This is a genomic window from Phytohabitans flavus, from assembly GCF_011764545.1.
Taxonomy (GTDB): domain Bacteria; phylum Actinomycetota; class Actinomycetes; order Mycobacteriales; family Micromonosporaceae; genus Phytohabitans; species Phytohabitans flavus.
Map to the genome: position 1 here is coordinate 7,093,058 of NZ_AP022870.1, position 20,983 is coordinate 7,114,040.

The following is a 20,983-nucleotide window of genomic DNA, read 5'->3' on the forward strand; positions in this document are numbered from 1 at the left end:
GCTAGCGGTTGTCGATCGCGGCTCGTGGCGGCGCCGCGGCCGGGACTGGCGCGTCGATGGGCAGGCCGAGCACCTTACGGGCCAGCAGCGTGCCACCCGCCACCGCGGCCGGCATGATGAGCACGGCGCCGAGCGGGATCAGGAAGCAGCAGAAGACGCTCACCCCGAAGCCCAGCGCCAGCGGGCGGTTGGCGCCGAGGATGCGGCGCCGGTCGGGCAGGCGCAGCCCACGCCGGGAGAACGCGACGCCCACAAGCTCCAGCGCGAGGAACCACCCGCCGATCAGCGCACCGATCACCGGGATCACGGTCTGGCCGATGAACGGCAGCAGGCCGAGAAAGAAAAGCGGGATGCCGATCGCCAGCGAGAGGGCGATCAGCCGGATCGAGTCCCACAGGCTGCGCCGCAGCGAACGCCACCACGGCACCTCGACCTCGCCCGGCACACCGCCGAACCGCTCCTCGATCCGCCCGGAGATCTTCTCGTAGAACGGGTCGCCGATGAGCAGCGTGACCGCCGTGAAGGTCAGCACGCCGACGAGCCCGCCGAGGCCCAGGATCGCGATCGCGGCCAGAAACTGCACCGCGTCCCGCAACCCGTCGGACCAGCCATCGGCGAACCAGGTGAACAGCTCGGCGAGGTCGGCCACGAAGTAGATCAGCGTCGCGAACGCCGCGATGAACAGCACCCCGAGATGAGCGCCGGGATGATGCCGAGGATGACCAGGCGAGGGCTGCGCGCGTACAGGCCGATGCCGCGACCGAGCAGAGCGACGCCCGCGAAGAACTCAGCAACCACGCCGGGAGCGTAGAACACCGCGCCCAGAACCGCCCGGCGACGACCCCAAAGCGGCGGTGCTACGCGCTCGGGGAGAGCTCCGTCTTGTCCACACCTTTCACCGCACAAACGGCAAAAGGTTATGGAACCAGGCGGATCCGTACCCGGCGGTTGGCCTTGCCCTTGCTCTCGACCTTGACGACCTGGACCTTGCCGATCTGGGCCGTCGCCGCCACGTGGGTACCGCCATCGGCCTGGACGTCCAGGCCGGTGATGTCGACGATGCGGACCTCTTCCTCGTCCGGCGGGATCAGGTTGGTCTGGGTGCGCACGATGTCCGGGATCACGAGCGCCTCCGCGCGGGGCAGCACCCGCACCGCGATCGCGCGGTCGGCCGTGACCTCCGCGTTGACGAGGTCTTCCAGCGAGGTCTTGAAGTCGGGCGGTACCTGCGGGAGGTTGAAGTCCATCCGGGCCTCGCCGGGCTCCATGTTGCCGCCAGTGACCAGCGCCCCGAAGTCGCGGAACACCACGCCGCACAGCACGTGCAAGCCGCTATGGGTGCGCATCAGCAGGCTGCGCCGCTCGTCCTCGAGCGCGCCGCTGACCGCCGTACCGGGCGGTGGCAGCGGGTCGCCCTCGGCGGGCAGGAGGTAGAGGTCGTCGCCTTTACGGGTACCGACGATCCGGGTCTGCACGCCCTGCCACAGCAGGACGCCGTGGTCCGGCGGCTGCCCGCCACCGCCGGGGTAGAAGGCCGAACAGTCCAGCACGATGCCCTGCTCGGGATCGGCGGCGAGCACCGTGCACTCCCACTCGCGCAGGGTCGGGTCGGCCAGGTCGAGCCGCTCGGTGCGGCCGTGTCGCGTGACGCCCATGACGTGGTCCTACTCGTTCAAGAACGTTGATATCCGATCGCGAAGGTCGGCCCGCTCGCTCCAGAGGATGCCGGGCCGGTCGTACAGGTGCAGCTCGGCCCTTGGCAGCGCGGCGGCCAACTGCTCCGCGACCGAGGCCGGGTGGAGGTCGTCGCCGGCGCTGCTGATGACGAGCGCGCGGGCGGTGACCGCGGCGAGGTCGGCGGGAGCGGCGACGGCGGCCTGGTCGGCGAGGCTGGTCAGCTCGGACGCCAGTCCGTCGCGCATCAGCTGGTCGATGCGCTGCCGGAGGTATGCCCAGCCGGCCGGGGTGTTGCGCACGGCGGCCGGGGTGTCCGCCGAGACGGCGTCCGCCACCGCCGACACATCACCCGACTGCACGGCCTCCACAAGAGCCGTCAGCCGGTCGCGCGCCGCCGCGGCCCGTGGCTTGTCGAGTACCGCCGGGAGGAAGAAAACCACCCGCTCGAAGCGCTCCGGGCTCTCCGCCAGCAGGTGGCACAGCGCCCCGGCGCCAAGGCTGACGCCCAGCGCCCGGGTCGCGCCGGACAGGTCGGCGATCGCCCGGAGGTCACGAGCCAGGTCGCGATAGGTCAGCGGGCCGCCCGGCGGGTCCGACCGCCCGTGCCCCCGAAACTGGAAGAAGACCTTGCGGCCATCGACCGCGCTGCCGAGGGGCCGGGTCGCCGCGATGCCGGTGGCGAACCCGTGCGCGAAGACCGTCACCGGATCGCCCGAGCCCGTGACGAGGCGCTCCAGGCGGATGCCGTGCGGGGTGGTGACCAGTTCGGTCGCCGGCTCAGGCAGTGCCGGCCGGCCGGTCCGCGGCGCCGAGGGCCCCGGTCCATACGTCCGCGGGCCGCCGTCTGGCGGCGGTGGCCAGCGGAAGTCTCTCACCAGAAGCCCTTACCGTCCGTCAGGTCACGCAGGCCGACACGTACGTCGAGCAGGTATACGGACGCCGCGGCGATACCGATCAAGCCGAAGATGTTGACCGCGCTGAAGAAGAAGAGCGTCAGCAGGAGGGAAACGCCGAGGATGGCCAGCCAGGCACCCTTGGGAATCGTGCCGATAGCCGGAAACGCGTCGGACCGCTGGGTGAGACAGTGCACGAGCGCCACGCCCTCGATCACCAGGGCGAAGATGAGCAGCGCCATGTCGATGACGTACCGGACGTCGAGGTAGAACAGCGGCGCGGTGATGGCCATGTCTGAAAGCTTAGCTGCGGGCGCCGACCTGGCCATGCCCTGTCGGCGCCCGCAGCGGTGCGGAGAGTTACTCGGCTGCGGGCGGGGTGGCCTTAGTGGCCTTGGGCGCCTTGGCAGCCTTGGCGACCTTGGCCGCCTTCGCCGCGGGCTGCTCCTCGGCCGACGCCTCAGTGGACTCGACGGCCGGAGCGGCGGACTGCCCCTGCGCCTCAGTGGACTCGGGGGCCGGAGCGGCGGTCACCTCGGCCGGCGGCGGAGTGGCCTCGATGTCCGAGTTGACCGCGTCGGCGGTACGGACCACATTGGTGCCGACGACCCGCTCGCCGTGTGCGACGAGCTCGCCGTAGAACGCGAGGGCCCGCTCCTGCGCGGCGTGGGCGCTTGCCAGGAGCGCGGCGGCGTTGCGCCGGGCGACCCCGCGCAGGCGCTCGGCGTCGAAGTCGGTGGACGAGGCCCGGTCACGCAGGCTGGTCGCGGTCGTGTTGGCGGCCCGCAGCGTGGCGACCGCCCGGGCGCGCAGGTCGACGGCGCCGCCGGCGGCCTTGCCGCTCAGACCGTTGACCACGGCCGGCAGCTTGCGCAGCTGCTGGTACGCCATGTCACCGGCGCCAGCGGCGGCGTAGAGCGGGCCGGGAATTCGGGTCGGCTTGCTCTGCTCGGTCATTGGTTCTCCTCCTCGGCCGCGGGTGCGACCGTCTTCTTGACCGCCTTCTTGACGGTTTTCTTCGCGGGCTCAGGGGTGGCGGTCTGGGTGTCGGCCGACTCCGGCGCCACGTCCGGGTCGGTGGAGCCGGCCGTGTCCGACTCGGTCGAGCGGGCCACATCCGGCCCGGCGGATTCGGCCGCGTCCGAGCTGGCCGCTTCGGCGGCGGCTACGTCGGCGGCGGCGCGGGCGTTCTCCCGGCGGAAGGTGTCGTAGATCTGGCTCAGCGACTGCTTCTGCGAAAGCGTCAGGTCCGGGTCCGCCGCGATCGCGGCGAGCACGCCCTGCCCCTCCTTGGCATCCAGCGCGTCGAGCAGCCCGGCCCGCAGGTACATGACGGGGGTCGAGACGCGCAGCGCGCTGGCCAGCTGCTGGAGCACCTCGGCGCTCGGCTTACGCAGCCCGCGCTCGACCTGGCTCAGATACGGGTTGCTGACCCCGGCCTGATCGGCGAGCTGCCGTAGCGAAATCTTGGCATTGCGCCGCAGATCACGGATGAACCCGCCGATGTCGCGGGGCAGATCCTTCGGGGTGGCCATGGCCTCACCGTACGTCGGTCGCGCTTGCTCCTGCAAGCAAACTGCTAACTGTGGGCTAACTCACCAGACGGCGCGGACCACGCCGACCGGCTCGCCCCCGCCTAACACGGGGACCTCGGCCAGGTGGGCGGGAGCCTCCACGCCGAGCCGGCGGAGGGCGGAGAGCAGCACAGGCATGCGTGGGCGCATTCCGCCGTCCTCGATCTTCAAGGCCACCGCGCCGACGTCCGGGATCGCGACGGCCATCACGCCCTCGGCGCCGCCCTTGGCCAGAAGCCCGGGCATGGCCTGCATAATCTGGGTGTCCTCGGCGCCCGTGCCGGCGACAACGTCGGGGTTGGCCCGCATCGCGTCGGCGACGCTGCGCTCGATCGATCCGGGTGCGCCCGACACGAGCCGCAGGTACGCCGATGCCAGCCCGGCCAGCGACGCCGCGAGCACCGGCGCACCGCAGCCGTCGACGCCCATCGCCGCGTCCGGCTCCCCGGTGAACTCCTCGACCGCTGACCGCACCCGCTCCTGGAGCGGATGTTCCGGCAGCCAGTACTCCTCCAGCGACCACCCGGACGCCCGGCAGGTCAGGAGCATGCCGGTGTGCTTGCCGGAGCAGTTCATCTGCACGCGCGAGCGGCCACCGCCGGAGCGCAGCACCGCCTCGGCGGTCGGCTGGTGCAGTGGTAGGTCTGGCGGACAGCGCAGCGCGCTCTCGTCCAGGGCGGCGCTACGCAGCAGGGCGCGTACCCGGGCCACGTGGTAGTCCTCGCCGAAGTGGCTGGCGCAGACGAGCGCGAGGTCGGCCGGATCGACGAGGCGCAGCCCGGAGCGGAGCATGCCAATGGCCTGGAGCGGCTTGTTGGAGGAGCGCGGGAAGATCGGGGACTTCACGTCTCCGGCCGACTCGATCACTGCTCCACTCGGGTCGAGCACCACAACCGAGCCCCGGTGCAGGCCCTCCACGAAACCCGATCGGACAACCTCGGCGAGCGGCACGCCGCCGGTCATGCCAGCACGCCCCGCACCGGTACACCGAGGAGGGTACGGGCCTGCGCGGCGGTCAGCGGCGGGCGCTGGGCAAGCTGGGCGAAGCCGACCGCGCGAGCCACGAGCTGCATGTTGGACTCGACGGGACGGCCCTTCGCGTACGTGACCGTGTCTTCCATCCCGACTCGCAGGTGCCCACCCGTCGAGAGCGACGCGAGCATGACCGGGATCGTCGAGCGCCCGATGCCGGTGGCGGAGAAGGTGGTGCCCTCGGGCAGGTCACGCATCGCCTGCCGGCACGCGACAAGCGCCTCCGTCGTGCCGGGCATCCCGCCGGGCACGCCCATCACGAGGTCGACGTGCACGTGCCCGCCCGCCGGGAGGCCGTACTTGTCGAGCAGCCGCTGGAGCGCGGCGAGCTGGCCGAGGTCGAAGATCTCGTACTCCGGCACGATGCCCCGGTCGCGCATGCGGGTGTGCAGCTCGACGACGAACTCCCAGCGGTTCATGAAGACGTCGTCGCCGAAGTTGACGGTGCCCATCGTGCACGAGGCCATGTCGGGGCCGGCGTCGAGCACGGCCAGCCGGTCAGCCTCCGGGTCGGTCACCGCGCCGCCCGAGGAGAGCTGCACGATCAGGTCGGTGCTGTCGCGCAGTGCCGCCACGGTCGCCCGCAGCCGGCCCAGGTCGAGCGTCGGCCGCGCCGCGTCGTCCCGGATGTGTACGTGCACCACGCTCGCGCCGAGCGCCTCGCACTCCTTGGCGGTGGTCACCAGCTCGTCCAGGGTCACTGGCAGCGCCGGCACATCCGCCTTCGACGACTCCGCGCCGGTGGGCGCGACCGTGATCAGAGTTCCCGTCATCCGCTCACTCTAGGTCGATCGCGGCAGCCGATTCGCCGATCCGGAGGACCGCGTCGTCGGCGACATTCCGCTTCAACACCGCGAGGGCGACCATGCCGAGCTCGAAGTGGCGTAGCGCGGTGCCGACGAAGCCCACCGCGCGCCCGTCCTCGCTGGTCACGGCCGTGCCCGGCGCCGGCGGCTGATCGGTGGCCACGCCGTCGAGATGCAGGAGTACGAGCCGGCGCGGCGGCCGCCCCAGGTTGTGCACCCGGGCCACGGTCTCCTGCCCGCGGTAGCAGCCCTTGTCGAGGTGGACCGCGGGCGCGAGCAGGTCGATCTCCGCGGGGATCGTGCGGTGGTCGGTCTCCAGACTCAGCCGGGGTACACGGGCGGCGACGCGCATCGCCTCGTACGCCCACAGGCCGGCGAGGGGTACGCCGAGCCGCTGGACCACGCCGTCGACGGACTCACGCGGTACCACCAGGTCAATGCCCAAATGACCGCGGCGGGCGAACCCACCCTCGGGGAGGACGCGCACGTCGTACAACGTGGTGGGTGTGGCCGGCACGGAGCCGGCGGCGAACTTCGGGCCCGGCACCGCGCGGACCTCCGGCTCCTTCAGGTCGGGGACGACCTCGGCGGCCCGCGGCCCGACGAGCGTCAGCACGGCGAGCTCGGCCGTCGCGTCGCGCGGCTCGACCCGGGTCAGGAAGCGCATCTTCTCCAGGAAGGTGAGCAGGTCGCCCGCGGCGCCCGGCTCGGTGTCGAGCCAGGTGGTGGCGCCGTCCTCGGCGACCTGGGCGTGGTGCTCGACGTGCCCGTTCGGGGAGAGGACGAGCAGCTCGGTGCCCTGGCCAGCGCGCAGGTCGGCGAGGTGCTGGGTGGTGATGCTGTGCAGCCAGCTGGCCCGCTCCGGGCCGGGCACGGCGACGACGCCGCGGTGCGAGCGGTCCACAAGGCCAACGTCGGTGGCGAGCGTGCGCTGCTCGCGCATCGGGTCGCCGTAGTGTGCCGCCACCCCTGCGTCCCGCGACTCCGGCTCCAACGCCTCGACCGCGACTGCCCCGGCTGTGTCGATCATTTCGCTTCCCCACAATCCCCGCAGGTGCCGAACAATGCCACGTGACCGATGTCCAGCTGGAACCCGCGCTCCTTGGCCAGGTCAGTGGCCAGCGGCGCGAGCACCTCGTGCTCGATCTCGATCACCGCACCGCAGTCCCGGCACACCAGGTGGGCATGCTGGTCCTCACCCACCGGGTGGTACGTCGGAGACCCGTGCGACAGGTGCGTATGGGTAACCAGCCCGAGGTCCTCGAGTAATTCCAAGGTGCGGTAGATCGTGGTGATGTTCACGCCGGCGGCCACCTCGCGGACGGCCGTGTGCAGCTGCTCGGGCGTGGCGTGGCCGAGCTGGTGCACGGCCTCCAGCACAAGCTGCCGCTGGGCGGTCAGCCGCAGTCCGCGGCTCCGCAAGATGTCCGGTAGGGACGTTTCCGACACTGCCTGATAATAGTGCGGTGCAAGCTTCGGTCGTCGCCGTGCTTGGCCGCGGCGTGGTCCCCTCCGGTACACCGGTCATGCGCGCGGACGACCCGGGGATCCTCGGCGACGGGCTCTTCGAGACCATGCTCGTCCGCGACGGGCGGCCCTGGCTGCTCGACGAGCACCTGGACCGCCTCAGCGCCTCCGCCCCCACGCTCGGGCTGGCCGTGCCCGCGAGCCTGCACGACTTCGTGCTGTCGGCGTGCGCCGAGTGGCCGGTCGACATCGACGGCGCGCTGCGGCTCGTGTGCACGCCGATGACCGCGTTCTGCACGATCAACGCGGTGCCACCCCGCGTGCTCTCGCTCCGGGTGCGCACGCTGCCGGCGGCGTCCGGGCTGCCGGTCAAGTCGCTGTCGTACGGGCCGAGCATCGCCGCCCGCCGCTGGGTCGCCGCAAACGGCGTGGACGACGCGTTGTGGGTCTCCCCCGAGGGGTACGCGCTGGAAGGGCCGACCGCGAGCCTTGTCTGGCTGGACGGCGAGACCCTCTGCACGGTGCCGCCCTCGGCCGGGGTGCTGCCCGGCGTGACCGCGGCCTGGCTACTGGCTCAGGCGCCGTCCCAAGGCTGGCGCGCCGAGCATCGCATGATCAAGCCCGCCGATCTGCACTCGACGGGCGGTGTGTGGCTGGCGTCGTCGGTGCGCGGGCTGGCCGAGGTACGGGTACTGGACGGCGTCGAGCTGCTCCAGTCCCTGCACACCGAGCGCCTCCGAGCACTGCTCGGCTACTGACTCTCCTCCAGCTCGAAGAGGGTGATGGTCCGCACGATGGAATAAGCCGCACCGGTAGCAGTGCGGGTCAGCTGGTGCTGCTTGATCACCGCGTCCGCAGGGAGGTCGGGATGCTCTTCCACGAGCCAGAACTCGGGAATGCCGGCGTCGGCATACATCAAGGGCTTGATCACCCGGTCCCGATTAATAGAGTTGGGCGAGACGACCTCCACAACGCACTGGACGTCTGTGGCGGGAAACTGCGACCAGCGCAAGTCGGTGACGGGCTTACGGAAGACCGTCACATCCGGCGCGGGGACGCTGCGCCGCCCGACAACCACGCCGACCTCCCGCTCCGCATCCAGGCCCTTGGCGCGGAACCACGCCTCGATCCGCCTGGCGGTCATGGTGTGCCACTTCATCTGGGCCGCTGCCATCACGATGAGATTGCCTTCCTCAAGCTCGATCCGGGCACCCTCGATGACTGGCACAGCGACGAATTCTTCGGCGGTCAGCGGGAGCGCACCCGGAAGGTCTATTTTCAATTCCATCGATGCCCTCCTCGATGCTCGCTCCACGCTATGAACGCTCAGTGTGTTGGTGCTAGCCGCCCACACGGATAAGGCGGGCGGACAGGTGCGGCGAGAGGCCTTGGCCTACCGCGGCCATGTCCTGGGCGTAGAGCAGCGCGCCCTCGACAATGCCGTACAGCCGGTGGCCGGCGGTGACCTCCTTGGCCGTGGCGGTGCGCAGGACCGCGTCGGTGGCCATCTCCAGCTGCGTACCCTTCACCCGGCCCAGGTACAGCTCCATGATCCCGGTGGGATTGGTGAGCAGCGCCTCGACCTCGTCGGTCGCGCGGCCGTCCTCCATCACCGGGCGCAGCCAGCCGACCTCGCGCATGGCCGGGCGCACCGGCTGGCTCTGCTCGTCGAGGATCCACGCCCGCGACTCGTAGTGCAGGAACGGCCGGCCGTCGTGGCTGATCCGGAGCTCCTGCGCGTAGTCGAAGTCTTCGATCGTCGGGAAGCCGCCCCTACCGCGCCCCCGCCACTGCCCGACGTACGGCAGCAGCGCCAGCAGCGCGGGGTGCAGATCCGGGCCGGTGCGCAGGTCGTGGGTGTCCTCGAACGGGTACGGGTCGACCGGCGGCGCGTTGAGCCAGGGCGGGGGTCCGAGCGGGTTGTCAGTCACCAGCGTCCTCTTGAGATGCGCACGGCCAGATAGACGAGGCCACCGGCGAGCACGCCGAAGCCCGCGACAAGCAGGCTGACGAACCCGATCTCGGTAACCATGACTGCCATAGCTTATGACGAACACAGGCTATGAGCGGCGCGGCCTATGCTGGCCGGCATGGCTCGTTCGCTCGTCGTCAAGGTAACCGCGGGAACAGATTCGCCTGAGCGGTGTGCCCAGGCATTCACGGTGGCCGCGACGGCCGTCGCCTCCGGGGTCGACGTTTCACTGTGGCTGACCGGCGAGTCGGCCTGGTTCGCGTTGCCCGGGCGCGCCGCGGAGTTCTCGCTGCCGCACTCGGCGCCCCTGCCGGACCTGCTCGACGCCGTGCTCGCCGGCGGTCGGGTGACCCTCTGTACCCAGTGCGCCGCCCGCCGGGAGATCACCGAGGCGGATGTGCTGAAGGGCGTACGGATCGCCGGGGCGGCGGTGTTCGTGGAGGAAGCGTTGGCCGACGGCGCGCAGGCGCTGGTCTACTGACGCTCGCTCAGCAGAGCGTGGTGACCGAAGCGCCGAGCGTGCCGTCCTCTTCGGCGTCGACCGCGACCATGGCCTCGTCGCTGCGGTAGGCGTACAGGTCGACGGTGTCGATCAGGGCGGGGCCGCCTTGTGCGCTACCGAACAGCGGCACCAGCACCTCGCGGAGCGGCTTGCCCGAGCCGGACCTGGAGCCGGTCGCGGAGACGGTGCGGACCGTACCGCCGGTCGGGCAGGGCGCCTCGGCCACCGTGACGTCGTCGAGCGTGCCGCCCAGCGCTACGAGCATCCGGTCACCGATACGCCGGTCCTCGCCACTGGGAGTTGGGACCTCCACGCCGAGCGGGGCGGGCGGGCGGCAGCCGGTGCCGACGGTGATGATCACGATGCCGGGTGCGGTGACCCCGCCGCGCACCGAGACGAACTCTCCCGCGTCCGCGCGCAGTGTGTCGTGCTGCTGGCCGTGGCGGACGCTTGCCTCGTACGACGGCGGAAGCCGGTCCACGATCCGGTCGAGCAGGGCCGGCCCGTCGGTCTGACCCGTGTAGACGATGACGTCGCGCTCCAGCGTCTCCCCGGAACGGATCGGGGTGATGCGGCAACCGCTCGTCACCTCGTACCTGGAGATGGAGAGCACCGCGTCGGAGCCGGCGGCGACGGCCAGCTCGCCCACCGCGCGGTCGACAAGTGGCCTGGCCTCACCGATGCTGCGCTGGTCGCGGACGGTGGGTGGATCGCTCCGCATCGACACGTACCCCAGGACGCCGAGCACCACCGCCCAGGCCACGGCGACCACCGTCAGCCACCGCCCACGGCGACTCGGTGGCGTGCGCGGGGGCGCGGCGACGGGACCGGTCACTGTGCCTCCTGGTGCGCTCGCTCGTGCGGCGCTGAAGGCGACGTCTTCCTCCGCCACCCCGAAACCCCGACTTCGTCGGCGGGGCGGCTCCGTCCAGACGCCGCCGCGCCAACTCGCTCGCTCACCCGGCCATGGTGCCAGGCGGTGCCCAACGAGTGCCTGCCGGGCCGAGCGCGGGCGGGATTCAGACGGCGGCCAGCCGATAGCCCACCCCGCGGACCGTCTCGACCGACGGGCCCTCCGGAGCGGCGCGCAGCTTGCGGCGCAGCCGCTTGATCGCGGAGTGGAGGATCGATGTGTCGCCCAGGTAGGCGCCACCCCACACCGTGTCGAACAGCCGCTCGTACGTCCAGACCCCAGCGGCGGACTGGCCAGCCGGGCCAGCAGCTCGCGCTCCAGCCGAGTCAACGCCAGCGGCTTTTCCCGCCAGGTGACCAGGTGGCCGACGGTGTCGACGACGAGTTCGCCGAAGCGCACCGGTCCGCTGGCCGGTACGGCGACCGGCACGGCAACCGCCGACGGGAACAGCATCGCCCGCAGCTCGGACAGGTCGGCACAGAGCACCACCGCCCCACAGTCATCAAGCCGCCGCACCACCCGCTCCCGGACCGCCACGTCTGACGAAACGCAGACGACGAACGGCACCTCTCCGCTGACCACCGCATCCCCTCCCCAGGCGCACAGCGTCGCGTGAAGCAAAGCCAACGCCCCGGGATTGACGAAGTCAACTGGATGTCGCCGAAACGTCGTAATCCGCAGAGCTTATGGTCCGTCCGACCGCGTTCTGCCCGACAGCTGCCACACGGACGAGCCCCCTGCCCGGCGACCGGCCCGAACCGTGCCCACCCCGCGCAGCGGCAACTGATCGAGAAATGCGGGGACTCCGGATCAAAGGTCCGGCGGCAACTTCGACAAAGATCGGAAAATCACCTGGCGACCATTGCCAGCAAATGAATGTGGACCAATGCGGTCAGCACCGAAGATAAGGTGGCGAATCCGTTTCGGATCATCACCAGGGCCTTGGGCGCCACTAGCCAACATCGGACATTCACGTCCGCTGCTCAGCCTATGACGGGTCGAACGCGTGAGGCATCATCTAGTTATAGCCCACGACGGAGGCCGTCGGGTCGAGGAAGGTACGGATGTGAGAAGAGACGAAAGTCCCGTGATCCTTCGCCGCCGACTCCGTATCGCGCTTCGCAACGCACGTATCAGCCTGGGCGAGTCGCAGAAAGACGTAGCGGAGGCGCTCGACTGGTCGCCGTCCAAGCTCCTGCGCATAGAGGCAGGCTCCTCCAACATCTCGACCGTCGATCTCCGGTCGCTCTTGGCGCACTACAACATCACGTCGTCGGAGCGCGTGGAGGAGTTGGTGACCATGGCCCGATTCGCGCGGAGACAACTCTTCAACAGCTACAGCGACGTCCTGAAGACGCAGTACTTCACCTACCTTCAGTACGAGACCGCCGCTACGGTCATCCGCTCGTTCCAGCCATTGCTGATTCCAGGCCCACTACAGACTCGCGAGTACGCTGAGTCGATCTTGAAGCTGGCGCACCGGCCATTCGATACCGAAGAGGTAATCGATCGGCGGCTTCAGGCCCGGATGGAGCGCCAAGAGGTGCTCCTCAAGGACGATGGGCCGGAGCTGTTCTTCATCCTCGACGAGGCGGCGCTCAGCCGGCATATCGGCGGCAAGGATGTCATGCTGCGGCAGCTCGAGCACCTGCTGATCTTCGACGGGAAGCCCGAAGTGCACATCCAGGTGCTGCCCTTCGGGCGCGGCGAGCACTCCGGGTTGTTCGGCAGTTTCATAGTCTTGGAGTTTCCCGCGCCCGAAGACGAGCCTATCGCGTTCTTGGAGGGCCACCTCGATGACGTGATCCTCCGCGAGGATCCCGAGGACGTCGCGCTCTACATGGAAAAATTCTGGAGCCTCGAGGGGCTCGCGTCACCGGCCGGCGAAACCTCGACCGCCGTCCTCGCCACGATGGATCGCATCCGGCGCTCTTAGCGCAGATACGAAGGAGCGCCAAGCGTCGTTCAAGAACTGTAGCCGCGGACCGCCCGCGTCCTTCGAATCACGAATGAGTACCAGATCGCCTACCGCAGCGAACTCCAGACACTCGCTGTCCCCGCTTTTGGTGCTCTTTCGCCAAATAATGCCGGCGTCCTCAAGACGCATCGAATGACCTTCCTAATGTGAGACCCGAACGCGCTGGCTCCACAACGGTTCGGCAGAGCCAGCGCCAGGGTCGTCACAAGGCAGGCTGCGAAGATCCCTGTCGGGTGAAGAGTGCGTTGACGAGTGCGATCGTAGCGGTCAACACGGTGAGGGTCTCGACGGTGTCGACCCCATACCGGTGTGCCGCTGGCAGTAACACGACTATGACGATTGTCGCGAGCACTACCTGGAACGGGCCAGGCGATGACTCAGAGGGAAACGTTCCGCGGACGAGCGTCGGGACAGAGTGGGCGTCCGGGTGCAGCCGGGCGCCCCTTCTTAATTCCCCGGGGACAAGGTAGTCGCCCGACAAAAAAGTCGCCGCCCGGTCGCGGCTGCGACCGGGCGGCGAGTGTGACAAGAAGTTGACTAAGCGACGGTAACGCCCACCTGGTTGATGCCCTGGCTGGCGGTAACCGTGGCGTCGCCGTTGCCGTGGCGGGAGAGGGCGCGCAGCGTCCACGTGCCGGGCGCGGCGAAGAAGCGGAACAGGCCCTCCGGCGAGGTGACGACCTCGGCGGTGAACTCGCCGGTCGAGTCGAGCAGCCGCACGTACGCACCGGCCACCGCCTCGCCCGAGTCGGCCACGACGGTACCCGTGATCACGGTCTCCTTCTCCAGGTCGACACTGGCCGGGAGGGGAGCCGCCTGGTCTGGCGCCGCGCAGCCCGCGGCGGTGTTGGCGGAGGTAACGGCAGTCATCGTCACGCCTTCCCCGGCTCGTCGCCGAGCGCCACCGGCACCCCGACCAGCGAGCCGTACTCGGTCCACGAACCGTCGTAGTTCTTCACGTCCTGGTGACCGAGCAGCTCCGCCAGCACGAACCAGGTGTGCGAGGAGCGCTCGCCGATGCGGCAGTACGCGATCGTGGCCTTGCTGTCGTCGAGCCCGGCCTCGCCGTAGATCTGGCGCAGGTCGTCGTCGGACTTGAACGTGCCGTCCTCGTTGGCCGCCTTGCTCCACGGCACGCTGACCGCGGTGGGGATGTGGCCGGCCCGCTGCGCCTGCTCCTGGGGCAGGTGGGCGGGGGCGAGGAGGCGGCCGGCGAACTCGTCGGGCGAGCGAACGTCGACAAGGTTCTTCGTGCCGATCGCGGCGACCACCTCGTCGCGGAACGCGCGGATGGAGAGGTCGGGCTCCTGCGCCGTGTACTGCGTGGCGGGGCGGCTCACCGGGTCCTTGGTGAGCGTACGGGCGTCGAGCTCCCACTTCTTGCGGCCACCGTCGAGCAGCTTGACGTCGCCGTGGCCGTACAGCTTGAAGTACCAGTACGCGTACGCGGCGAACCAGTTGTTGTTGCCGCCGTACAGGATCACGGTGTCGTCGTTGCCGATGCCGCGCTCGGAGAGCAGCGCCTCGAACTGCTGCTTGTTGACGAAGTCCCGGCGCACCGGGTCCTGAAGGTCATTCCTCCAGTCCAGCTTGATGGCACCCGGGATGTGGCCCGTGTCGTACGCGGAGGTGTCCTCGTCGACCTCGACGAAGACGACGCCCGAGGCATCCAGGTTCTTCTCGGCCCAGTCGGCTGATACGAGTGCAGTGTCGCGACTCATCGAATGAACTCCTTGTGAGGATTGATTCGAGGTCGGCGCGCGGGCGCTCAAAACTTCGCCGTAGCGCGCGACCCATGGGTTAGGACGGATCACGGGTACGTGCGACGGCGCCACTGCCGGGCGTAATGGATCAGAGGGTACGCAGAACCGGCCCCGCCGTCAGATGACGGGGCGACACAGGCACGTGGCCACGCGGCACAGGTCGACCGCGCGCCGTTTGGTGAGGAGCGTCCCCATGGGCAGGGAGCTTACCAGCCGTTCTTCTGCTGGTGACAGAACCGACTCACCATCCGGGACGGCACGGCTACCACTGGTTGAGCGCCACGTTGGCGGCCTGCGCTTCCACGGCGAGCCCGTCCGGCTGCGGCCGGACGCTGCCGACGTCGAGTTTGAACGGGAGCTCAGGCAGCGTCAGGCTGATCGAGAACTGGCGGGCGAGCTGGTTGAGAAACGCCTCCACGCCGGGAAGCTGTGTCGGCGCCCCTTCGGCATCCAGCTCGTCGAAGCGGATCCGCACCCGCCCGTCCTCGTAGCGCAGGTCGGAGGCGGTGCCGCTGACGGTGATGCGCTGGCCGGCGAACTCGATCGGCCCGTTTACGACGAGCTTGCCGTCCCGCTCGGACAGCCGCAGGTCGGGCGCGTTCATGAGGTCCACCACGCTGGCGTACGAGATGGTGGCCGTGCCGTTGAGGGTCTGCGCCACGACGTCGCCCTGGCCGCTGCGGATCGCCTCCAGCGGCGCGGAGACGTTGCGGGCGTCGACGTCGAGCCGGGGCACGCGCACACCGTTGCCCTCGACGTTGCCCTCCAGGTCGCGGAGGCTGATCTTGATCGACTTGTACTCGCCGGAGAGCACCTGGGTCAGGAACGGAAAGCCGCCCACGCCGACATCGGGCGGGGAGGACGTGATGTTTTGGGCGACAAGCTCCTTGGCGATCTCGTCGCTGATCGTCCGCTCGGCCACGCTCGCGGCCACCCGGTCCACGACGACGAGCAGCCCGCCGATGATCACCAGCAGGACGAGGAAGACGATCAGCAGCCGCCGTCCCCAGCGGCGCCGGCGGCGCGGGGGTGCCTCTTCATATCCGTATCCATGCCCGTACGTCGTCACGGCGGCCGTTATACCCCGCTCTCCAGGATGCGAGTCGTCGGTCAGTTCAGGAACAGGACGCACATGGTGTACGCGGCCGGCGCGGCCAGCGCGAACCCGCCGAGCGGGCCCTGCATGTGCCGGGCGATCCACATCGTCGGCGGCTCGCCGGCCATCTGGCGCCCGGCCTCGGCGTACCCGACCGCGAGGTCGGCGAGGGCGCCCAGGCCGGCCGCGACAAGGCCGGCGATCGCGGCGCTGGTGGGAGTGAAGCCGACAAGGAAGCTGCCGATGACCGCCGCGGTGAGCGTGCCGGCCATCGCGCCGAAGACCACGCCCGCGGCACCGCGGGGCACCTGGGGCGCGAGCCGCGGCCAGGCGAGCACCGCGTCCGTCAGCCGCGCCACGATCAGCGATATGCCGGTCGCGGCCAGGCACACGAAGATCGTTTGAGTGCCGAGCGGCTCGCGGCCGAGCACGATCAGCGACGCGAACGACACCACACCGACCACGATGAGCAAAGTGGAGCTGAGCGAGTCCTTGGCCCGCACGCGGTCGACGTCGCGAATGAACTGGCTCAGCACCGCGACCGCGAAGCCACCGATCGACACGTACAGCAGGGGGACGATCGTCGCGCTCTGCGGGCGGACCGCGGCCACATCGGCGAGCAGCGCCGCGACCGCGCAGACTCCGGCGACGGCGGGCAGTGCGGGCGGCCGGATGGCCATCGTCCAGGCGAGGACGAAGAGGAGCTGCACCCCGAAGATCACGATGGCGTACGGAACCCGCGCGCTCCCCGGCCCGGCGGTCTGCGCCCCGAACACCAGACCGACGGCCAGCAGCGCGGCGAAGCCGGCGATGGCGACCGAGAGGATCGGGCGGACCGGGACGACCTCGACCTCTTCGAATTCGTCCTCGTCTTCGGCCACGCCACGCGGGGCGGTATCGGAGGCTGAGGGAAACACGTCATCGATACTAGGCCGCCCCGCCACCCCGGCCCGATCACCGGAATGCCGATCGACATCGTCGATTTTATGGTCGATCACACAGATGAACGCTTGGGCACGGGAGCGTTTACGGCTGACCATCGGTTAAGCTCTTCCGAAGTCAACAGCACCCGCCCGTCAGCGACGCCGGGACCGACGCAGAGTCACACGGTAAGCCGGTAATCCGGATTACCGCCGGTCACCGCGCGGCCGAGCGCCGCGAGGACGGAGTTCATGTGGAAATCCTGTTGCTGGTGACAGCCCGCGCCGGTGAGCCGTCTGCCGTGCTCCCCGCCCTCGACCTGCTCCCTCACTCGGTGCGCACCGCTCCGCGCGATGTCCGCACCCTCGTTTCCGGCCCGAGCCCGGACGCCGTCATGGTGGATGCCCGCTCCGAGCTGGCCGAGGCCCGCGCCACCTGCCGCATGCTCCACGCCACCGGGCTGGGCGTGCCGCTGGTCGCCGTGGTCACCGAGGCCGGCCTGATCGCGCTCAACGCCGACTGGGGTGTCGACGACGTGATCCTGGCCAGCGCCGGTCCCGCCGAGGTCGAGGCCCGCCTCCGCCTCGCGGTCGGCCGCCTCACCAACGCCACCTCCGGCGCCGGTGGCCTGATCCGGGCCGGCGAGCTGACCATCGACCCGGACACCTACGCGGCCAAGCTCAAGGGCCGCCCGCTCGACCTGACGTACAAGGAGTTCGAGCTGCTGAAGTTCCTGGCCCAGCACCCGGGCCGGGTGTTCACCCGCGACCAGCTGCTGCGCGAGGTGTGGGGCTACGACTACTTCGGCGGTACGCGCACGGTCGACGTGCACGTCCGGCGGCTGCGGGCCAAGCTCGGCTCGGAGTACGAGTCGATGATCGGCACCGTCCGCCAGGTTGGCTACAAGTTCGTGGTGCCGCCGAGCCGCCCGCTCCCCGACAGCGAGCCCGCCGCGCTGCACGTCTGACACCCCTCCACAAGACCACCCGGAAGCGCCATCCAGCTCAGGCTGGGTGGCGCTTCGTCGTATGCGAGGTACTTGTGCGATTTTGGCCTTACGAGCCTTAAGAGAGTTTTATCCTCAAGGCCGTGCCTGTTAACCAGGAGGCCCCAGAGGCCGGTGAGACCCACGCGCGCACCGGTGCCATCCAGTCCAACGTTCGTATGGTGGTGATCGTCGCGGGTGTGATCGCCGCGATCGTCGCGAGTGCGTATCTGGTCGGGAACCAACTCGGTACCGACACCGCCCAACTGCGCGCGGCGTCGAGTGCCGCGCCGAGCGCCGCGCCAGCCACCGGTACGCCGCGGAAGGTGGCGGCCGCGGCCCGACCGCCGGCCGCACCGCCCCGCAGCTGGGCGTGCAGCCCGTCAGCGGTCCCGGCCGCCCGCCGCTGCCCTTGGAGCACGGTGGACCGTTCGGCAGCCGCCGCACCACGGGCACGCCGCAGGTGGCGCTCACCTTCGACGACGGGCCCGACCCCGCGCAGACCCCACAGGCGCTCGCGCTGCTGCGGCAGTACGGCGTGAAGGCGACGTTCTGCCTGGTCGGGATCAACGTGAAGGCGTTCCCGGGGCTGGTACGGCAGATCGCCCGGGACGGGCACACGTTCTGCAACCACTCGTGGAGGCATGACATACGGCTGGGCGCCCGCCCCAAGGCCGCCATCCGGGCCGACCTCCTGCGCACCAACGAGGCGATCCGCGCCGCCGTGCCCGGCGCCCGCGTGTCGTACTACCGCCAGCCCGGCGGCGCCTGGACCGCGCCGGTCGTGGCGGTCGCCCGCGAGATCGGCATGACCTCGCTGCACTGGACGGTCGACCCGCAGGACTGGCGCCGGCCGAGCGCGGGGAGCATCGCCAGCACGGTGAACTCCAGCACTACCAGCGGCGCGATAATCCTGCTGCACGACGCCGGCGGCGACCGCCGCAGCACGATCGCGGCACTCCGGTCGATCCTGCCCAACCTGGGCCGTCGCTTCCAGCTCGGCGCACTCCCGCCCGGCATCGACCCGCCGCGGATGCATGGCCACGAGTGGCCACTCAAGGTGGGCCAGACCTGATCGCGCTATACGGTGACCGGGTGACCTCCGTTCAACCCGTCGCCGCCCGTGCGGACCAGCTGAGCCTGGAGGAGGTACGGGAGGTGCTCACCCTCGCGCAGGCGGCGGGCGACACCGACGGGGCGTACCCCCTCTCCGAGCACGTCGTGCTCCACCTTCGACACGGCGGCGACGCCCCGGCCGTACACCTGCTGGCGAGGGACCAGGACGGCGTCCTCGCCGGATATGCCCACCTGGACACCACCGACGAGGTCGAGGGTGCGTCCGCGGAGGTCGTGGTGCACCCGCTGCGCCGCCGGCGCGGGCTCGGGCGGGCCCTTGTGCGGACGGCGATGGACGTCGCCGACAAGACCGACCCCCGCGGCCGCCTGCGCCTGTGGGCGCACGGGGATCACCCGTCGGCCGGGGCGCTCGCGCTCGGCCTCGGGTTCGTACGCGACCGCGTGCTCCTACAGATGCGCCGCTCGCTCTTCGCCCCGCTGCCCGAGTCGCGGCTGCCCGACGGGGTGGCGCTGCGGCCGTTCCAGCCCGGCGCGGACGACGAGGCGTGGGTGGCACTCAACGCCCGGGCCTTCGCCGACCACCCGGACCAGGGCCGCTGGACGCTACACGACCTGCGGCTGCGGATGGCGGAGCCGTGGTTCGACCCGGCTGGCTTCCTCCTTGCGGTGGACGAGGCGAGCGGGCGGCTGCTCGGCTTCCACTGGACCAAGGTGCATGGCGATCGAGGTCACCACCACGAGCATCAGCACGAGCCGATCGGCGAGGTGTACGTGCTCGGCATCGACCCGGATGCGCACGGCACCGGCCTTGGCTCCGCGCTTACCGCGGCCGGGCTGCGGCATCTGCGCGGCCGAGGGCTCGATCAGGCGATGCTCTACGTCGACGAGTCGAACGTTCGGGCGGTGGCGCTCTACACCCGACTCGGGTTCGCCCGTTGGTCCACGGACGTTAGTTACCGACGAGTTGTTCACCCGGTCACGGCTGCATCAAGGTGACATCGCGTAGTGGTAACGACGCGCCAGAAATTTCGTAAATTTCCGGCACGGGCCCCCTGGTTCACGGAACAGACAACTCTCCCTCAGCATCGCGCAAACTTGGCTGACAAACGTATTCACGAGTCGTTCATCCACGCCGTGGAAGCCGGCTACCTGGCGCTCTTAGCGTCGCCTTTGTTCGGCCCGTTCATGGTCGGACGCATCCCAACAGAGAGGTCTACCTGAGGTGAACCGCAACGTGCTCTCGCGGCGCGCCCTCGTCGGCGTCGCGGTCGCCGCGCTCGCACTTGCCGGCTGCGGTGGCGGAGATGACGACAGCGACACCGGCACGGGCACCGGGACTGACGCCAGCGCCGGCGCCAGCGACTACGCCAACCTTTCCGGCGAGCTGAAGGCATCCGGGGCTAGCTTCCCGGACGCGTTCTACCAAGAGGTCATCACCGAGTTCAAGACCGTGGCCTCGGGCCTCACGGTCAACTACAACGCGGTCGGCTCGGGCCAGGGCAAGAAGGACTTCGGTGCCAACCTGAACGACTTCGCCGGCACCGACAGCACGGTCAAGGACACCGACGGCCCGGCGGCCGGTTCGTACCTGTACGTGCCGACCGTCGCCGCTCCGATCACCGTCTCGTACAACCTTTCCGGCGTGGACAAGCTCCAGCTGAGCCCTGACACGCTGGCGAAGATCTTCCAGACGGACATCAAGAAGTGGAACGACCCGCTGATCGGCGCTGACAACCCGGGCGTCACGCTGCCGGACAAGAACATCACGGTGGCGCACCGCTCGGACGGCTCCGGCACCACGAACAACTTCAGCAAGTTCCTGGTTGCCGCGGCTCCCGCCTGGAAGCTGAAGAGCGGTGACACCCTCGACTGGCCGGCCAGCACCCAGGGCGCTGAGAAGAACTCGGGTGTCGCGCAGCTGATCAAGTCGGCTGACGGCGGCATCGGCTACGTCGACTTCAGCGACGCCAAGGCCAGTGGCCTGTCGTTCGCCGCGATCAAGAACAAGGACGGCCAGTTCGTCGCCGCCAGCCTTGAGGGTGCGACCGCCGCGCTGAACGGCGCGACGATCAAGGATGACCTGACGTACGACCCGCTGAACGCCGCGGGTCCGACGACCTACGCGATCACCGCTCCGACGTACATCCTGGTCCGCACCACGTACTCGGATGCGGCGAAGAAGGACGCGGTCAAGGGCTTCGTCACCTACATCCTGAACGAGGGCCAGACGCTGGCTCCGGAGGTGGACTTCGCTCCGCTGCCGGAGGCGCTCAAGACCAAGGCGCTTGCCCAGCTCGACAAGATCCAGTGACCAGCTGAGAACAAGG

General features: G+C 69.8%; 26 protein-coding genes and 2 pseudogenes. 7 read left to right on the forward strand and 21 right to left on the reverse strand.

Going from position 1 to position 20,983, the window contains the following annotated elements; genetic code table 11:
* Position 1: 1 nt before the first annotated feature.
* The 10 genes and pseudogenes from Pflav_RS31145 to Pflav_RS31190 form a co-directional block, all read right to left on the reverse strand.
* Positions 2 to 825: pseudogene (locus Pflav_RS31145) on the reverse strand (EI24 domain-containing protein).
* Between the two features lie 92 nt (positions 826 to 917).
* Positions 918 to 1,655, reverse strand: a complete 738-nt coding sequence (locus Pflav_RS31150) for an alanyl-tRNA editing protein (protein ID WP_173040353.1) — start codon at positions 1,653 to 1,655, stop codon at positions 918 to 920.
* 9 nt (positions 1,656 to 1,664) lie between these two features.
* Positions 1,665 to 2,552, reverse strand: coding sequence for an alpha/beta fold hydrolase (locus Pflav_RS31155; RefSeq protein ID WP_173040355.1), 888 nt, complete (start codon positions 2,550 to 2,552; stop codon positions 1,665 to 1,667).
* On the reverse strand, positions 2,549 to 2,863 hold the full coding sequence (locus tag Pflav_RS31160) for a DUF2516 family protein (protein WP_173040357.1): 315 nt from the start codon (positions 2,861 to 2,863) through the stop codon (positions 2,549 to 2,551). Before Pflav_RS31160 ends, Pflav_RS31155 begins: the two co-directional genes overlap by 4 nt.
* Positions 2,864 to 2,930: 67 nt before the next feature.
* On the reverse strand, positions 2,931 to 3,527 hold the full coding sequence (locus Pflav_RS31165; RefSeq protein WP_173040359.1) for a hypothetical protein: 597 nt from the start codon (positions 3,525 to 3,527) through the stop codon (positions 2,931 to 2,933).
* Positions 3,524 to 4,105: a helix-turn-helix domain-containing protein gene (locus Pflav_RS31170; RefSeq protein WP_173040361.1), complete on the reverse strand. Its 582-nt coding sequence runs from the start codon at positions 4,103 to 4,105 to the stop codon at positions 3,524 to 3,526. The genes Pflav_RS31165 and Pflav_RS31170 overlap by 4 nt, the downstream gene beginning before the upstream one ends.
* Before the next feature lie 60 nt (positions 4,106 to 4,165).
* Positions 4,166 to 5,107: an asparaginase gene (locus Pflav_RS31175; RefSeq protein ID WP_173040363.1), complete on the reverse strand. Its 942-nt coding sequence runs from the start codon at positions 5,105 to 5,107 to the stop codon at positions 4,166 to 4,168.
* The gene (locus Pflav_RS31180) at positions 5,104 to 5,949 is read right to left on the reverse strand and encodes a beta-keto acid cleavage family enzyme (RefSeq protein ID WP_173040365.1); all 846 of its coding nucleotides are present in this window, start codon (positions 5,947 to 5,949) and stop codon (positions 5,104 to 5,106) included. The genes Pflav_RS31175 and Pflav_RS31180 overlap by 4 nt, the downstream gene beginning before the upstream one ends.
* 4 nt (positions 5,950 to 5,953) lie before the next feature.
* The gene (ygfZ, locus tag Pflav_RS31185; RefSeq protein ID WP_173040367.1) at positions 5,954 to 7,012 is read right to left on the reverse strand and encodes a CAF17-like 4Fe-4S cluster assembly/insertion protein YgfZ; all 1,059 of its coding nucleotides are present in this window, start codon (positions 7,010 to 7,012) and stop codon (positions 5,954 to 5,956) included.
* A complete protein-coding gene (locus tag Pflav_RS31190; protein WP_173040369.1) occupies positions 7,009 to 7,431 on the reverse strand; it encodes a Fur family transcriptional regulator in 423 nt (140 codons plus the stop codon). Before Pflav_RS31190 ends, ygfZ begins: the two co-directional genes overlap by 4 nt.
* 17 nt (positions 7,432 to 7,448) lie before the next feature.
* Here Pflav_RS31190 and Pflav_RS31195 point away from each other — a divergent pair, with 17 nt between their 5' ends.
* Positions 7,449 to 8,207, forward strand: a complete 759-nt coding sequence (locus Pflav_RS31195) for an aminotransferase class IV (protein WP_232072127.1) — start codon at positions 7,449 to 7,451, stop codon at positions 8,205 to 8,207.
* Here Pflav_RS31195 and Pflav_RS31200 read toward each other — a convergent pair.
* The 3 genes from Pflav_RS31200 to mtfM are packed head-to-tail and all read right to left on the reverse strand — an operon-like array spanning position 8,201 to position 9,481.
* The gene (locus tag Pflav_RS31200; RefSeq protein ID WP_173040371.1) at positions 8,201 to 8,737 is read right to left on the reverse strand and encodes a Uma2 family endonuclease; all 537 of its coding nucleotides are present in this window, start codon (positions 8,735 to 8,737) and stop codon (positions 8,201 to 8,203) included. The genes Pflav_RS31195 and Pflav_RS31200 overlap by 7 nt on opposite strands.
* A 52-nt stretch (positions 8,738 to 8,789) precedes the next feature.
* Positions 8,790 to 9,383: a heme-binding beta-barrel domain-containing protein gene (locus tag Pflav_RS31205; protein ID WP_173042732.1), complete on the reverse strand. Its 594-nt coding sequence runs from the start codon at positions 9,381 to 9,383 to the stop codon at positions 8,790 to 8,792.
* Positions 9,377 to 9,481 (reverse strand): small membrane protein MtfM, encoded by a 105-nt coding sequence (mtfM, locus tag Pflav_RS47640; RefSeq protein ID WP_269474643.1) that lies wholly within the window; start codon positions 9,479 to 9,481, stop codon positions 9,377 to 9,379. The genes Pflav_RS31205 and mtfM overlap by 7 nt, the downstream gene beginning before the upstream one ends.
* Before the next feature lie 46 nt (positions 9,482 to 9,527).
* On the opposite strand from mtfM, the gene Pflav_RS31210 reads away from it, so the two are divergent.
* Positions 9,528 to 9,902, forward strand: a complete 375-nt coding sequence (locus Pflav_RS31210) for a DsrE family protein (RefSeq protein WP_197938791.1) — start codon at positions 9,528 to 9,530, stop codon at positions 9,900 to 9,902.
* A gap of 7 nt (positions 9,903 to 9,909) precedes the next feature.
* On the opposite strand, the gene Pflav_RS31215 is transcribed toward Pflav_RS31210, so the two are convergent.
* Complete coding sequence (locus tag Pflav_RS31215) at positions 9,910 to 10,758, reverse strand: hypothetical protein (RefSeq protein WP_173040375.1); 849 nt, start codon at positions 10,756 to 10,758, stop codon at positions 9,910 to 9,912.
* 184 nt (positions 10,759 to 10,942) lie between these two features.
* A pseudogene (locus Pflav_RS31220) lies at positions 10,943 to 11,373 on the reverse strand (winged helix-turn-helix domain-containing protein).
* 550 nt (positions 11,374 to 11,923) lie between these two features.
* Here Pflav_RS31220 and Pflav_RS31225 point away from each other — a divergent pair.
* Entirely contained in the window at positions 11,924 to 12,772 is an 849-nt protein-coding gene (locus Pflav_RS31225) for a helix-turn-helix domain-containing protein (RefSeq protein ID WP_173040377.1), read from the forward strand.
* Here Pflav_RS31225 and Pflav_RS31230 read toward each other — a convergent pair.
* From Pflav_RS31230 to Pflav_RS31250, 6 genes are all read right to left on the reverse strand, one after another.
* A complete protein-coding gene (locus Pflav_RS31230) occupies positions 12,710 to 12,943 on the reverse strand; it encodes a DUF397 domain-containing protein (protein ID WP_173040379.1) in 234 nt (77 codons plus the stop codon). The two genes, Pflav_RS31225 and Pflav_RS31230, sit on opposite strands and share 63 nt — an antisense overlap.
* 408 nt (positions 12,944 to 13,351) lie before the next feature.
* The gene (locus tag Pflav_RS31235; RefSeq protein ID WP_173040381.1) at positions 13,352 to 13,684 is read right to left on the reverse strand and encodes a DUF1416 domain-containing protein; all 333 of its coding nucleotides are present in this window, start codon (positions 13,682 to 13,684) and stop codon (positions 13,352 to 13,354) included.
* Between the two features lie 2 nt (positions 13,685 to 13,686).
* Entirely contained in the window at positions 13,687 to 14,535 is an 849-nt protein-coding gene (locus Pflav_RS31240; protein ID WP_173040383.1) for a sulfurtransferase, read from the reverse strand.
* Between the two features lie 159 nt (positions 14,536 to 14,694).
* Positions 14,695 to 14,772 carry an Ms5788A family Cys-rich leader peptide gene (locus Pflav_RS48125; RefSeq protein ID WP_311202345.1) on the reverse strand — a complete coding sequence of 26 codons (78 nt, stop codon included), beginning with the start codon at positions 14,770 to 14,772 and terminating at the stop codon, positions 14,695 to 14,697.
* A gap of 67 nt (positions 14,773 to 14,839) precedes the next feature.
* On the reverse strand, positions 14,840 to 15,646 hold the full coding sequence (locus Pflav_RS31245; RefSeq protein ID WP_232072129.1) for an LmeA family phospholipid-binding protein: 807 nt from the start codon (positions 15,644 to 15,646) through the stop codon (positions 14,840 to 14,842).
* Positions 15,647 to 15,687: 41 nt separating this feature from the next.
* On the reverse strand, positions 15,688 to 16,590 hold the full coding sequence (locus Pflav_RS31250) for a hypothetical protein (RefSeq protein WP_377307758.1): 903 nt from the start codon (positions 16,588 to 16,590) through the stop codon (positions 15,688 to 15,690).
* Positions 16,591 to 16,847: 257 nt separating this feature from the next.
* Here Pflav_RS31250 and Pflav_RS31255 point away from each other — a divergent pair, with 257 nt between their 5' ends.
* The 4 genes from Pflav_RS31255 to pstS all read left to right on the forward strand — a co-directional run bounded on the left by Pflav_RS31255 (position 16,848) and on the right by pstS (position 20,967).
* Positions 16,848 to 17,561, forward strand: a complete 714-nt coding sequence (locus Pflav_RS31255) for a winged helix-turn-helix transcriptional regulator (RefSeq protein ID WP_173040385.1) — start codon at positions 16,848 to 16,850, stop codon at positions 17,559 to 17,561.
* Between the two features lie 391 nt (positions 17,562 to 17,952).
* Complete coding sequence (locus Pflav_RS31260; RefSeq protein ID WP_232072131.1) at positions 17,953 to 18,654, forward strand: polysaccharide deacetylase family protein; 702 nt, start codon at positions 17,953 to 17,955, stop codon at positions 18,652 to 18,654.
* A gap of 20 nt (positions 18,655 to 18,674) precedes the next feature.
* A complete protein-coding gene (gene mshD, locus Pflav_RS31265) occupies positions 18,675 to 19,652 on the forward strand; it encodes a mycothiol synthase (RefSeq protein ID WP_173040387.1) in 978 nt (325 codons plus the stop codon).
* 226 nt (positions 19,653 to 19,878) lie between these two features.
* Positions 19,879 to 20,967, forward strand: coding sequence for a phosphate ABC transporter substrate-binding protein PstS (pstS, locus tag Pflav_RS31270; protein ID WP_173040389.1), 1,089 nt, complete (start codon positions 19,879 to 19,881; stop codon positions 20,965 to 20,967).
* Positions 20,968 to 20,983: the final 16 nt, after the last annotated feature.